The organism is Bacillus sp. OV166 (genome assembly GCF_900177675.1).
Taxonomy (GTDB): Bacteria; Bacillota; Bacilli; order Bacillales; family Cytobacillaceae; genus Neobacillus.
Map to the genome: position 1 here is coordinate 2,989,474 of NZ_FXWM01000001.1, position 13,359 is coordinate 3,002,832.

The 13,359-nt window shown below is 37.7% G+C and carries 12 protein-coding genes; 8 read left to right on the plus strand and 4 right to left on the minus strand.

Annotated features, from left to right (window positions below):
* Positions 1 to 484: 484 nt before the first annotated feature.
* Together CCK98_RS14425 and CCK98_RS14430 are read left to right on the plus strand one after the other, a co-directional pair.
* A complete protein-coding gene (locus tag CCK98_RS14425; RefSeq protein ID WP_088087219.1) occupies positions 485 to 835 on the plus strand; it encodes a VOC family protein in 351 nt (116 codons plus the stop codon).
* Positions 836 to 1,001: 166 nt separating this feature from the next.
* Positions 1,002 to 2,339: a DUF5050 domain-containing protein gene (locus tag CCK98_RS14430; RefSeq protein WP_088087220.1), complete on the plus strand. Its 1,338-nt coding sequence runs from the start codon at positions 1,002 to 1,004 to the stop codon at positions 2,337 to 2,339.
* 415 nt (positions 2,340 to 2,754) lie between these two features.
* On the opposite strand, the gene CCK98_RS14435 is transcribed toward CCK98_RS14430, so the two are convergent.
* The gene (locus tag CCK98_RS14435; RefSeq protein ID WP_088087221.1) at positions 2,755 to 3,006 is read right to left on the minus strand and encodes a hypothetical protein; all 252 of its coding nucleotides are present in this window, start codon (positions 3,004 to 3,006) and stop codon (positions 2,755 to 2,757) included.
* A 419-nt stretch (positions 3,007 to 3,425) separates the two neighbouring features.
* Between CCK98_RS14435 and CCK98_RS14440 the strand changes: the two genes are divergently transcribed.
* The 4 genes from CCK98_RS14440 (at position 3,426) to CCK98_RS14455 (ending at position 8,170) form a co-directional block, all read left to right on the plus strand.
* A complete protein-coding gene (locus CCK98_RS14440; protein ID WP_088087222.1) occupies positions 3,426 to 5,591 on the plus strand; it encodes a xanthine dehydrogenase family protein molybdopterin-binding subunit in 2,166 nt (721 codons plus the stop codon).
* Positions 5,575 to 6,051, plus strand: a complete 477-nt coding sequence (locus CCK98_RS14445) for a (2Fe-2S)-binding protein (RefSeq protein WP_256942348.1) — start codon at positions 5,575 to 5,577, stop codon at positions 6,049 to 6,051. The genes CCK98_RS14440 and CCK98_RS14445 overlap by 17 nt, the downstream gene beginning before the upstream one ends.
* Positions 6,045 to 6,914, plus strand: coding sequence for a xanthine dehydrogenase family protein subunit M (locus CCK98_RS14450; protein ID WP_088087224.1), 870 nt, complete (start codon positions 6,045 to 6,047; stop codon positions 6,912 to 6,914). Before CCK98_RS14445 ends, CCK98_RS14450 begins: the two co-directional genes overlap by 7 nt.
* Before the next feature lie 461 nt (positions 6,915 to 7,375).
* Positions 7,376 to 8,170, plus strand: a complete 795-nt coding sequence (locus CCK98_RS14455; RefSeq protein ID WP_088087225.1) for an XdhC family protein — start codon at positions 7,376 to 7,378, stop codon at positions 8,168 to 8,170.
* A 429-nt stretch (positions 8,171 to 8,599) separates the two neighbouring features.
* Here the strand turns inward: CCK98_RS14455 and CCK98_RS14460 are convergent, their stop codons facing one another.
* A complete protein-coding gene (locus CCK98_RS14460; protein WP_088087226.1) occupies positions 8,600 to 8,941 on the minus strand; it encodes a hypothetical protein in 342 nt (113 codons plus the stop codon).
* Between the two features lie 254 nt (positions 8,942 to 9,195).
* Between CCK98_RS14460 and CCK98_RS14465 the strand changes: the two genes are divergently transcribed.
* Positions 9,196 to 10,098, plus strand: coding sequence for an SH3 domain-containing protein (locus CCK98_RS14465; protein WP_088087227.1), 903 nt, complete (start codon positions 9,196 to 9,198; stop codon positions 10,096 to 10,098).
* 242 nt (positions 10,099 to 10,340) lie between these two features.
* On the opposite strand, the gene CCK98_RS14470 is transcribed toward CCK98_RS14465, so the two are convergent.
* Complete coding sequence (locus CCK98_RS14470; protein ID WP_088087228.1) at positions 10,341 to 10,757, minus strand: MerR family transcriptional regulator; 417 nt, start codon at positions 10,755 to 10,757, stop codon at positions 10,341 to 10,343.
* A 380-nt stretch (positions 10,758 to 11,137) separates the two neighbouring features.
* Between CCK98_RS14470 and CCK98_RS14475 the strand changes: the two genes are divergently transcribed.
* Positions 11,138 to 12,178, plus strand: a complete 1,041-nt coding sequence (locus tag CCK98_RS14475) for an NAD(P)-dependent alcohol dehydrogenase (RefSeq protein ID WP_088087229.1) — start codon at positions 11,138 to 11,140, stop codon at positions 12,176 to 12,178.
* 156 nt (positions 12,179 to 12,334) lie between these two features.
* Here CCK98_RS14475 and CCK98_RS14480 read toward each other — a convergent pair whose 3' ends face one another.
* On the minus strand, positions 12,335 to 13,237 hold the full coding sequence (locus CCK98_RS14480) for a LysR family transcriptional regulator (protein WP_088087230.1): 903 nt from the start codon (positions 13,235 to 13,237) through the stop codon (positions 12,335 to 12,337).
* Positions 13,238 to 13,359: the final 122 nt, after the last annotated feature.

Below are 13,359 nucleotides of genomic sequence, written 5' to 3' on the forward strand. Positions count from 1 at the left end.
CATAGAAATAAAACATGATCTATATAAAATGTATCAATTAAAATAGTTAACTTTAATTTTGAAGGTTGTCTTATTCGTAGGATTTCAAATATGCACGGAGTACCAGGTTTCTTCAACAAAAGGGCACTGTGACCCATCAGTTTAGCATAACTGGCCTCCACCCCTTGGATAGGCATGACGAAGGAATGAGAGGGCAATTGACCCGTTGAGACATGGGAGGGAAAGCCTCCAGGGGCGGCGTGGAGATGTGCATTATATGGTAAAATATGGAGTGGAAGCTGGCTCCTTTATTTAACTATGCCTTCACGAAGCCAAGATGATCTGAACTAATTTCAATTACCCGTAAATCCAATTACAAGGGGTATGAAATCCTGCGAATAAGTGAGCATTCAAGAGATATTCGTATCAAACTGAGGGAGTTGAAGAAGGAATTTAACAATAATCGAAAAACTAAAAATTTAAAGACAGACAGGAGTTAGATACGATAATAAAAGGTTTCGGAGGAATATTTTGGAGAACTAAGAATCTTGATGTTATAAAAAAATGGTACAATGAAGTGTTGAAGATTGATGAAATAGAAAATTGGAATGGGACTGTGATTAAACCCCAATTAGGAAATGAGACTATCTTTTCTTTCTTTACCGAGAATGACAGTTATTTTCCAACAGAACAACAAGTGATGTTAAATTTCCAAGTACATAATCTAAACGAGACTATTAAGCATCTTGAACATATTGGTGTACCTCTTGCAAAGAAAAAAGAGATTAGTGAATTTGGAAAGTTTATGTGGATTGAAGATCCTGAAGGTCGACTGGTCGAGCTTTGGGAGAATTAACGAGTTGTATTTCATTTGCTCTTGAGCTAACGGGTGCTAGAGTTAAACGGTGCTCTGCGGCATCTCCTTTTATTATTGAACTAACGGATGTAAAATCAATTAGGCACTTTTTCTTTTACAGAATAATACGATAAATAATGTAATCTGTCATAAGGAGGGTGCAATAATGAACAGAAACCTTAATCTTAGTTATGTTGTTCAACCAGTTGATAATTTATATTCAATAGCATTGAAGTTCAATACTTCTGTGGAAAGTATTGTTTTCTTAAATCATCTCGTAAGCCCGATCATATATATTGGCCAAACGCTATTGATTCCCGAACTAGCTTCAAAAAAGAGTATTGAAGCTAGGCAATTACAATACAAACCTGTTACAGCGTACACAGCAGATAGACCTATATTGGTTAATGGTGTAGATATTAATACTGGGCTATATCCTGTATTAAATTTTCAACCTACAGGTGCAACCTACCCTTTTATTTATGTTCCAATTGCCGAGTTTAGCAGGGTTGGGGCCAAGGTTATATGGGATGAGACAAATCAGGTAATTAGGGTTACTTCTGATTATGATGAATTGAAAAATAGAGTCAATGTCCTAACCCAGGAGAATCAATATTTATTATCACTTACTGAAGATTTGTCTATGGAGGGGCTGGGGAATACAGCAGGTAATATATTGAACAGTGGCATTGTTGGTAAAGAAAACGAATGGCTTTATTATAATAAACGGCAAGGTACAGCGTTGTATGGAACATTATCTAAAATTAAAACAGATTTGACAATGGATACACCGTTAATGGCCAATGATGATCCAACCTATATTAATGTTTTAAATGGATGGGTCTATTATCGAAATGGCAGGGATAATGGGAAGATATACAAAATAAAAATTGATAGTACAGAAAGGACAAAATTAACGGATGATAGTTCTACCGATATTATGGTTGCAGGTAATTGGATTTACTATGCAAATCAGTCGGACGGTGCTAAATTATATAAATTAAACGTAGATGGAACAGGAAGGATAAAATTAAATGAAGATCAATCCTCCGCCATTAACCTAATTGGTAATTGGATTTATTACCAAAATGTATCAGATGGCCAAAAACCATACAAAGTAAAAATTGATGGAACGGAAAAAACAAAACTAAATGATACAAGTGCCTACAATATTCAAATAAATGGCTATTGGATTTATTTCAGAAATCCAGCAGATGAAAATAGAATTTATAAGATGACTTTGGATGGATCAAATAAAATCAAATTAAGCGATGTTCCTACTTCAACCTTCAACGTGTCCAAAGGTTGGATATACTATACCACTGTAGATGTACCTGGTGGTGATCTCTACAAAATGAAGCTTGATGGAACAGGTAAAACTTTTTTAAATGAACATTTTGTAACGAACATAAACATTTTCGACGATTGGATTTATTACACAAGAACAGAGAAAATGGTATATCGAATAAAAACAGATGGGACACAAAAGCAAACTCTGTATTAGTGCTTTCACCTCCCAAAAATCCTTAATTGACAAATTATCGTAAGATGTTGTTTAACTAACATTTGCAAGAGTTGAAGATTCAGCTGCCATTTTGGTGGCTTTTTCTTATCCGACTAACGGGCAGGTTAGTTGAAAAAGGTTGTGAATAGGTAAGGTTATTTTCCGAAAATTGGATGTAGTCACGGCTTTAAGGTAGAAGTATTAGATTACCAACATAAGTAACGGGAAAAGGTGTTACCTTTAATTGGTAGCACCTTATTTGAACCGACCTTGTTCAACTAACGGAGTGCTTTACCAAAAAGATGGGCAAAAAAAGGTGTTACCTTATCTGGCAGCACCCATTTTTATAATTAAAAGTCAGTTTTTATTTATGGAAGTAAATTTAGTTAAATTATAACATTAAACAAAATAAGGGCTAGGCAATCTGAGAACTACACCTTGTACCAACTTGTTCTGATTGTAATAAATCATTTAAGGCTTGCTGATTAATCACATCATTAAAATCAGAAGGATGGTCTAAGGAAATTCCGCTCCGATTAGCAACAGAAATAATTATTCCTATTTCATAATACATATTTTTCGTAAGAATACCTTTTTCAATATTATTAATAATTTCATAGTAAAAACGAATTAATAACTCTTCAGGTAACTTTTCATAGAAATCCATTTTTTATTCACCTCAAACTCCAAAGATTGTAAGCCTTTTCAATAATTATACCATTAATTGTATAATTATTGATGTTAAAGTTATGTAAAAATTAAAAACATTATGATTTGTTATAGTAAAATACGGAATGTTTGATAATCGACTTCACCGCTTGTATATTTTGGCTTTTTTTAATAAGTTGTTTAATTCTACCTTGACTGATTGAAACGGAAAAGAACAAGCAAGTTAAATGAAAATACTTTGTCAAAAATTCTTACATAAATAGGTAAAGCTGCCCGAAATAAAAATATAATTAAAAACAACGATATTCTTGAATGAAATTAATCATAAAATATCTTTCACATTTATAAAATCGAAAGAAGAGGTTTCTCTATTTATAATGTGTCCGCTATAAAAAATGAGTCGAAGGGTGTTGTGCAATGAGTCTCAAAGACATAAGTACCTCAGTGCCCAAAAAGGATCATACAGGAAAAGTATCGGGCCAGCTGCCCTATATTAGTGATGTGAAAGTGGAAAATATGGTTTATGGTGTTTTGGTTCGGTCTCAGATTGCATATGGAAAAATCAGCTCCATCCAATTACCAAACCTTCCGGAAGGGTATGAAGCAGTTGGCGCAGAGGATATCCCTGGACCGAATTATGTCAAAATTATCAAAGAAGATCAGCCCATTTTTGCCAATGAGTGGGTCAATTATATTGGTGAGCCGATTCTTATGCTCGTTGGGAAAGACCTGAATATCTTGTACCGTTTGTTAAATGAAGTAGAGATTGAATTTGAAGAACATCCGCCTATCTATACATTGGACGAAGCGATCAAGCAAAAATCTGCAGCCGGGGTCAATATGGCAAGCTATGAATTTGGGGAAAGCTTAGAGATCATTTCAGCGATCGAGCAGAAAGCTTATCAAATCATCGAAGAAGAATATGATACGGGTTATCAGGAGCATGTCTACCTTGAGCCACAAGGAATGCTTGCCATTTATAAGGATGATGAAATTGAAGTCCAGGGATCGATGCAATGTCTGTATTATATAAAAAATGCCTTGCTAAGCGCGTTAGCCTGTGGTGACGATGATGTCAGAGTGGTTCAAAGCCCTACCGGCGGAGGTTTTGGCGGCAAAGAAGACTTTCCTTCGATGATGGCGTGTCACGTAGCCGTTGCGGCAAAGGCAGTCAAAAAATCGGTGATGCTTGTGTTCGACCGTTCGGAGGATATGGTGGTTACGACAAAAAGGCATCCGGCCAAACTCAACTATCGAACTGCCTTAGATAAGGAAGGAAATATTTTGAGCCTTTGTGTTGAAATCTATCTCGATGGCGGAGCGAATGTGGGTTTGAGTTCTGTCGTGCTGCAGCGCGCCTTAATAAACAGTGCAGGCGTTTATAAAATTCCTCATTTTCATGCAAAAGGCTATGTCTTAAAAACCAATACCGTTCCGAATGGCGCCTTCAGAGGCTTTGGTGCACCACAAAGCTTTGCCGGAATCGAAAGCCATATCGGACATCTTAGTAAACTAGCAAACATCGACCCACTTGAATATAAACGAAAATACCTCGTTAAACAAGGAGACCCCACCATCACCAAAGGAATATTCCGCGATCCAATATTAGTAGAAGAAATGATTGAGGACCTGCTCAATTCGTCGGAATACAAAAAGAAGAAACAGGAGTTTCAGCGTTTCAATCAACAAAGTCAGCGCTATAAAAAAGGCATTGGAACTTCGCTGTTCCTCCACGGCTGTGGATTTACAGGCAGTGGCGAACGAGACCATATTAAAGCAACAGTGAAGCTGGTTAAATCAAAGGACGACCAGGTATCTCTAAAAATCTCCAATTCTGATATGGGACAAGGCATTTTGACGACGCTGTGTAAAATTGTCGCCAAAGAACTAAACCTCCCTTATGAAGATGTTTTGTACCCTTATCCCGATACAAAAGAGGTTCCAGACTCTGGTCCGACCGTCGCTTCCAGGACGACAATGATTGTCGGGAAATTGCTGGAACGGGCCGCAATAAAACTGAAGGTTCAGTGGCAAACAGGGGTGGAACAGGAAGTAGTAGAGCATTATGTTCACCGTGAAATGATCCCGTGGAACGAGATGACCTTCACGGGAGATGCTTACCCGGCTTATTCCTGGGGTGTGAATTTCGTTGAGTTGGAAGTGGATACGTTAACAGGAAATGTAAAGTTAGAAAAGGTATACGGTAATTATGAAGTCGGAAAGGTCATCGATGAGCGGATTATGAAAGGCCAAATTGACGGTGGTTTGGCTCAAGGGTTAGCGTACGGTTATTTAGAAAAGATGACGTCAAAGCAAGGCAAGATCCAACAAAAAAGCATATCGGATTATGGACCGCCGACTTCATTGGACGTTGTTCCTATCGAAAGTAAAGTCTTTGATAACCCTTATGCTGACGGTCCATACGGGGCGAAGGGCGCAGGTGAATTAACGTTAATCGGCGGCGCTCCGGCCGTCCAAGCAGCGATTGAGGATGCACTGCAAACTTCATTTCAGCAAATTCCAATCACACCAGAAGTCATTATTGAAAGTCTTTGGATGAAAGAAGGTGGGAAGGTTGATTAAATTTACCCTAAATGGAAGAACCATAGAAACGGACGCCCCTGCTACTGCAAGATTACTAGATTTATTAAGAGATGACTTTGAATTAATCGGTACAAAGGAAGGCTGTGGTGAAGGGGAGTGCGGCGCCTGCAGTGTTTTTGTGAATAATCTCCTGCAAAACAGCTGCCTAATTCCCATAGGCTCGATTGCTGGTGCCGATATTCAAACGATAGAAGGGATACTTGAAACGGAACAATTTAAGATTTTAGATGAGAGCTATAGCTTAGCAGGGGGAGTACAATGCGGCTATTGCATTCCGGGGATGATTATGGCAAGTGCAGCTTTGTTATCTAAAAATCCTCATCCGTCAGAGGCTGAAATCCGTGAAGGTATTTCTGGAAATCTGTGCCGATGTACAGGCTACAATATGATTGTTGATGCGATCAATCAGGCAGCTAAAAAAGGTGACGGATTATGGTAGAGAAATTAGCCGCGTATCGGTTCGATCGTTTAGACCAAACGTTGAGTCAATTGAATAGAGAAGACTGTGTAATCATGGCCGGCGGCACCGATGTCATGGTTCTTCACAAAAGTGGTAGGGGAGTACCTCTGAAACTCCCAAAACCTCTTGTTTTTATTGATCATCTTTCTGAACTAAAGCGGGTGTATCAAAATCAGAAGGATCTTCACATCGGGGCTTGCTGTACCTATAGTGAATTACTTGAACATCCGTTAATCCCGGTACCATTAAAGAACGCCATTAAAACCATTGCGGCCCCGGCAATAAGAAACAGAGGGACATTAGGTGGGAATATTTGCAACGCCTCTCCAGCAGGTGACACACTTCCTTTATTATATGTATACAATGCAAAGCTTCTGTTGCGCTCTGTAAATGGTGATCGTGTAGTAGCTATTAGCGATTTTATTCAAGGACCAAGAAGGGTACAACGTTATCAAAATGAGATTTTGGTAGAAGTTATTTTGCCGTCCATATTAGCAGAAGGTGCACATGTTGTTTTTGAGAAAGTCGGCAACCGCAACGCAGATGCTATTGCCAAAGTAGGGTTTGCAGGATATATCCGGATCAATGATGCTCGAATCGAAGATGTGCGCTTTGCCTTTGGGGCAGTCGGACCTACAATGGTTCGTTCCATTGATATTGAAAGGAAGCTAGTTGGAAAGACCATACCATTAGCCGATACAGAAATCGCTCATGTAATGGCAGCTTTTGATAAAATCATTCGACCAATCGACGATCAACGCTCCACTGCGACTTACAGAAAAACTGTTGCGTTAAACCTTTTACGTTATTTCCTCAGCAAGAAGCAATATCAACCGAATTAATGTTTAGGCTATTTTAAGGATGAATGTTGATTATTCTTAAACCAATGCGATTAAGAAAAAAACATGCAAGGTTATTGAAAAAGGGATTATTGCGCACTTCCCACTAATAAATCAATGGAGCGGTCAAAAAGAACGTTTTATAAAGCCGTTTCCGCTTATGGAACACAGAAGTGGTCAATAAGAACGGTTTATAAAGCCCGTATCCACTTATGGAACACGGAAGTGGTCAAAAAGAATGGTTGATAAAGCCCGTATCCACTTATGGAGCACAGAAGTGGTCAATAAGAACGTTTTATAAAGCCTGTATCCACTTATGGAACACAGAAGTGGTCAATAAGAATGGTTTATAAAGCCCATTTCCTCTTATAAATCACTGAAACGGTCAATAAGAGTTCGATTGCTCCATCTTATCATCAGTGATATATAACAAAGCCAATATTAAAAAAAGGGGGGAGCTATTCATGCTACTGATGGAAAAAGTAGCCATACTGAACCGTCAAAACGAAATCTTTGCCTTAGCCATGATTATTGAATCAAAGGGCTCAACTCCCAGGCATGTTGGAAAAATGATTGTATACCGTGATGGGTCAATTGAAGGCACGGTCGGAGGTGGCTTGGCTGAACACTATATCATCGAAGAGAGTGTTAAAGCACTCCAAATGGGTAAATCGAAAATCGTTGAATACAAATTAAATAGACATGCAAAAGATGGAATTCAAATGAGTTGTGGGGGAACGTTGAGGGTGTTTATTGAAGTTTATACAAGCAGGCCTGAACTCGTTCTCGCTGGAGCCGGTCATTTAGCCTATGCGTTATCAAAGCTGGCTGATTCCCTTGAATATCCATATTGCATTGTCGATGATCGCGTGGGCTATTGTACGAAGGAACGCTTTCCTAATGCGAAAAACCTTTTTGTGAACGAGGATATTGGAAAGGCCTTACTCGCAGCCAACTTAAATGAAAAGTCATATGTGGTAATTGTTACAAAAGATGGTGATGATATTGTCTTAAAAACAGCCCTGCAATTTCCGATTGCCTATGTTGGCATGGTCGCCAGCAAACGCAAGGTCATAACCATTTTTGAAAAATTAAAAAGTGAAGGAGTCACGCAAGAACAGTTGGATCAGGTCCATTCGCCAATTGGTTTAGAAATGGGTTCGGAAACAACAGAAGAAATTGCCATCAGTATTATTGGTGAAATCATCAAAGTAAGCAAGGAAAAAAAGCCTATGAAAGTGAAACAATTAAATAGGTAAGTAAAAAGAATATAAGCTCAAAAGCTTATTCTTCAATTTGTTCTTGGTATGGAATAAGTGAAATTTAGGTGAATAGGTATTAAAAGGTAAATAAAATAAAAAGGTTTTACAACAACTGTTTACCCTACTGCTTAATCATTAAAATCTAAATATGTATACAGTAAGCCGACCATTAATGGACGGCTTTTTTGCTTAGGGTATACTATCCTTATTTTTATTGATACGCCCCCTATATGTAGGATAGGCGTCATTTCCTTAACGTTAAGTATAGTAAACGTGATTTTTGTCACAGGTTTGTGAATGAAGTTTTTGGGATAGAAACATTGGTTTTATTTAATTTTTCAATTCATACTCAATAAGTTGTTTAACTTTAATAAGGGGAATTATTTTGTCATTTTCTAAGTGAAGACTAGCACTGATACAATTTTCTTATTCATTCTGGTTAACACCTAAGGTGAATTTTGAATTAGCGTAGTTGATGTAAAATCCAGAGACTTTCTTACCTGTATTTTTTTCAATAATTGTAATGATCTCTTTTTGGTATCTGTAGAATTCTTGCGGATACAACCCAGAAATCCATAAATCTTCATACCAAAATCGTACTGTACCATTTTCTATGTTACCAAGATTGTGCTCAGCATCCATCTTTAGTAGTTCTTGTTTGATTTTTGTTTCTGGTGTTAATGTTGGTAATGTTACTGGTGGTAATTTAGGATTATTAATATTTACACCTGTTGCTACATCTGCTGGTAACTTTGCTACGGGTGCCACCACTGATTATCCTTTATGGAAATTCAAAATAAAAGAAAAATAAATAAAGAATTAAAGACAATGAATTTTGCCTATTAGTTGAAAGGAGGACAATGGGTCTATGTGGCTGCCGTTATGAATGCAGCTATTATCCTCTAATTTAGTTAAACAATTATTTCGCCTACTGCTTTAATTCCTATTGAAATAGAATGATATAATCGTTATATAACAAAAATTAAGTAAGTTATCATGACTAGAATGGAGAATGAAAGTATATGTTTAAAAAGGGATTTGCAATCTTTGTTGCAATGTTTGTTTTATTTACAGGATTTCATGTGGTTAAACCGGTTCATGCTGCGACAAGCGTAACAAAATATGTCACAGCGAATGCATTGAATGTCAGAACTGGTCCGGGAACGACCTACAAAGTGGTAACAACTATTAAGAAAAACCTAGCTGTAACAGTTTCACAAACTAAAGGGTCTTGGGATAGAGTAACTGTTGGTGGTAAAACAGGTTGGGCATCCAATCAATACCTAACGACTAAAAAACCCGCAGCCCCTACACCGCCTAAGAATTTGGCGGAAGGTTTAAAGACAGTAGGAAGCAACAAACAATTAATTCTTGTCACTTCTAATGGCTACAATACCTCTAATGCTGAAATTCGTACATTTGAAAGAAATATCCAAGGTAAATGGGTTCCTGTTTTAACCACAACAGGCCATATTGGTAAATATGGATTTGCCTCTGCAGCAAATATGCATGAAGGCGGTAAAAAGTCTCCAATTGGTAAGTATTCAATTGGAACAGCATTTGGACGTTATGGAAATCCGGGAACCAAAATGCCTTACCGAAAAATCACAATCGATGATGTTTGGGTAGATGATCCAACTTCAAAACTTTACAACACTTGGCAATCAAGAAGTAAAACACGAGGTCAATGGAAGAGTGCTGAAAACATGAATATCTCAGCTTATACCTACGGTTTCGTTATCAACTACAACACACAACGAACTCCGTATAAAGGGAGTGCTATCTTCTTCCACATTGGAAGTGGCTACACGCTCGGATGTACCTCAACTTCTCAAAAGAATGTTGTAAACATCTTGAAATGGTTGAATCCGAAAAAGAATCCAGTCATCATTCAAACTCCGATTCAGGAGCTAAACAAATACTAAATCTCCATGGAGAAACAAAAAAAGCCAACAGAGTATTTTTCTGTTGGTTTTTTTGTCTAAACCATTGTTGAGAGAATAGGTTTTCCTAGCTGGTTTAATAATAATCAACAATTTAAATTTTTCTATTTATGATCTCGAAATATCTAAATGTCTGTGCCAAATCCTTTTCCTAATTGGTAGTAATTATAAAATAGAGTCCCCTGTATTTCATATCCACATTTATGATATCAGGGGACTTTCTGTTAATTAGAAATGGAAATTCCTATTTTTGTATTTTTATGAATATCATCTGTTCCGGCATCTAATGCAGTCTTGTAATATAAGCATTTATGCTCGATGATTTCCATTGTTTTTTTTAGTTCTTCCATCTGTGCTTCTACATGAGCTTTTCGGTCTAAAAACATGTCATATCTTTGTTGCAACGTGGAATCCCCATCAGAACACCAATCAATGAAAGTTTTAATTTCCTTAATTGGCATCCCGGTTGCTTTCAGACATTCTATTACTTTTAAAGCGTCGATATCGGACTCTTTAAACACTCGTGTTCCGCTTGGTGTCCGTTCTACAAAAGGAATTAGACCCTCCTTGTCGTAGTAACGCAAGGTATAAACTGTTAGATTTAATTCTTTTGCAACTTCGCTTATTGAATATGTCTTCATCCTTTTTCTCCTATTCTTAATGATATAGACTTCGAGTTAACTCTATGAATGACGAGATTTTATCATGGTATTTTCATAATGTCAAAGTCACCTTACAGGAAATTATAACTTGTCTCTGTTTTACGGAGAAATACTTAGTAATAAAAGAATATAGTAGTTATAGGCCTATTGACATGGTTTGGAACCATTGTGGTCAGGGGATCTTCAAAAAGAATCTAAACTAATCTCTTGACCTAGAGTTAACTATAAGGATTAATATTGTTTTGCAGGAGAGAAAAGTAGGGATAGAAGGGAATGAAGGGGAATTTTAACCTGAGTTCTTCATTTATATCCAGTACAAGCCATTCTCTTGAAAAATATAAATTATTGGAGGTTTTTTTATGATAACTGCTAAAGCGCGAGCTGTAGACGGTCCAGACAAACCGTTTCGAGCTGCTGAAATTAAAAGACGAGACCTTGATTTGCATGATGTTCTGATTGAAATTAAATATGCAGGTATATGCCATTCTGACATCCATACTGCTCATGGCGAATGGGGTCCTGTGAACTATCCTCTCGTACCTGGACACGAGATTGCAGGTATTGTCACAGCTGTAGGAGCAGAGGTCACAAAGTACAAGCTCGGTGACCGGGTAGGAGTCGGATGTATGGTTGACTCCTGTGGCGATTGTGAAAATTGCCGTAAAGGAGAAGAACAATACTGTCTCAATGGAAATGTACCCACCTACGCTGGTGTTGACAAATACGGCGAGCCAACTCAAGGTGGTTATTCTACCCACATTGTCGTAACTGAGGATTTCGTAGTCAGAATACCTGATAGCATTGAGCTAGACGCGGCAGCACCATTACTTTGTGCAGGTATTACGACATATTCTCCCTTAAACCATTGGGGAGCTGGTCCAGGTAAGAAAGTAGCGGTTGTTGGTATGGGCGGTCTTGGTCATATGGCTGTTAAAATTGCACATGCCATGGGTGCCGAGGTTACTGTTCTGTCACAATCATTGAAGAAAAAGGATGATGGCTTGGAATTCGGGGCTGACAACTACTATGCCACAAACGACCCAGAAACATTCGAGAAACTTGCCGGATCGTTTGACTTAATTATTAACACTGTAAGTGCAAAAATTGACATTAATGCTTATTTCTCACTGCTAACGCTGGATGGTACACTGGTCAATGTCGGTGCACCAGCGGAGCCGTTGTCAGTTAACGTATTCTCACTTATCGGTCATCGCCGTTCATTTGCAGGTTCAATGATTGGAGGAATCCGTGAGACTCAGGAGATGTTAAATTTCTGTGCAGAACATAACATTGTTCCTAAGATTGAAGTAATTTCAGCCGACCAAATTGACGAAGCATACGAACGCGTATTAGCTTCAGATGTGAAGTATCGATTTGTGATTGACACCAGCACAATTTGAGTTAAATGATAAATTCTAATGTTAGTTTCGAGGGATGTCCAAAAAGCCTAGCTTTTTGGACATCCTTTTATATATGTTGCTTCAAAGTAGTATTCATACTACTCTCTTATTTTTTGAAAATGGATATTACGGACCCAACAGAAGTAGAGGCTTTCGTCAATTTAAGGTATTTGAAAATTTCGACTGAATTACTTTTAAAAACATATCAGCAGCAGCGGAAAAAACCTGATGCTTTTTCCAAACAATATTTAAACCAGATTCAAGTCTTGGCTCTAGCGGTCTAAAACAAAGGTTACTATCACTAGACGTATTCACTATTTTATCAAGAGTTATTGCATAACCAATGCCCTCATCAACCATAATGGCAGCATTATAGGCAAGATTGTAGGTAGTCACGACGTTTAATTTATCAAAATCTTCACCAAACCAATCCGCAAATTCATTTTTAGAAAATGTCTGTTTCATAGCCTGTCGTGAACAGATCAGCGGAACATTTAATAAATCCACTGCTTGTATAGAATCTTTGTAGGCAAGAGGACTGTCTTTCCTCATAACAACGCCCCAAACATCTTTACCTGGGATATTGAAATAATTGTATTTTGATAAATCAGCTGGTTGAATTAAAATACCAAAGTCAAGCAATCCTTTATCAAGCCTTTCGGTCACATCGTCTTCGTTTCCGCTGTAGAGGTGATACCGGATATTGGGGTAACTTAACTGTAAATCTTTTACTACCCGTGCAATCTGTCGCATAGCATCTGTTTCTCCACCACCTATGAAGACATCCCCACTAATTGTTTCTTCCATGGAACTAAACTCTGTCTCTAATTTATCGACCATATCTATGATTTCTTCTGATCTTTTTCGCAGAAGCATTCCTTCATCTGTAAGAATAATACTGTGACTACTGCGAATAAATAGTTTTTTCCCTAACTCTTGTTCAAGGTCTTTTAATTGTCTTGACAAGGTTGGCTGTGTAACATGCAAAAATTCAGCAGCAGCCGTCATGCTTCCTTCTCTTGCAACAGTAAGAAAATAGCGCAAAACTCTTAGTTCCAAAAAAACACCCTCCTTTATGATGTTTTAGTATATACGTTTTTGAAATACCCATCAAGCATATCATGATATAAGATATAAGCATTGGCTATATCAAAGGGCCGTAGCTAGAATATACAGTAATA

Bases quoted from the DNA above. Each gene is read 5' to 3' on its own strand.
- CCK98_RS14430 (WP_088087220.1), top strand. From the start codon at position 1,002: ATGAACAGAAACCTTAATCTTAGTTATGTTGTTCAACCAGTTGATAAT.
- CCK98_RS14465 (WP_088087227.1), top strand. From the start codon at position 9,196: ATGTTTAAAAAGGGATTTGCAATCTTTGTTGCAATGTTTGTTTTATTT.
- CCK98_RS14470 (WP_088087228.1), bottom strand. From the start codon at position 10,757: ATGAAGACATATTCAATAAGCGAAGTTGCAAAAGAATTAAATCTAACA.
- CCK98_RS14450 (WP_088087224.1), top strand. From the start codon at position 6,045: ATGGTAGAGAAATTAGCCGCGTATCGGTTCGATCGTTTAGACCAAACG.
- CCK98_RS14455 (WP_088087225.1), top strand. From the start codon at position 7,376: ATGCTACTGATGGAAAAAGTAGCCATACTGAACCGTCAAAACGAAATC.
- CCK98_RS14440 (WP_088087222.1), top strand. From the start codon at position 3,426: ATGAGTCTCAAAGACATAAGTACCTCAGTGCCCAAAAAGGATCATACA.
- CCK98_RS14475 (WP_088087229.1), top strand. From the start codon at position 11,138: ATGATAACTGCTAAAGCGCGAGCTGTAGACGGTCCAGACAAACCGTTT.
- CCK98_RS14435 (WP_088087221.1), bottom strand. From the start codon at position 3,006: ATGGATTTCTATGAAAAGTTACCTGAAGAGTTATTAATTCGTTTTTAC.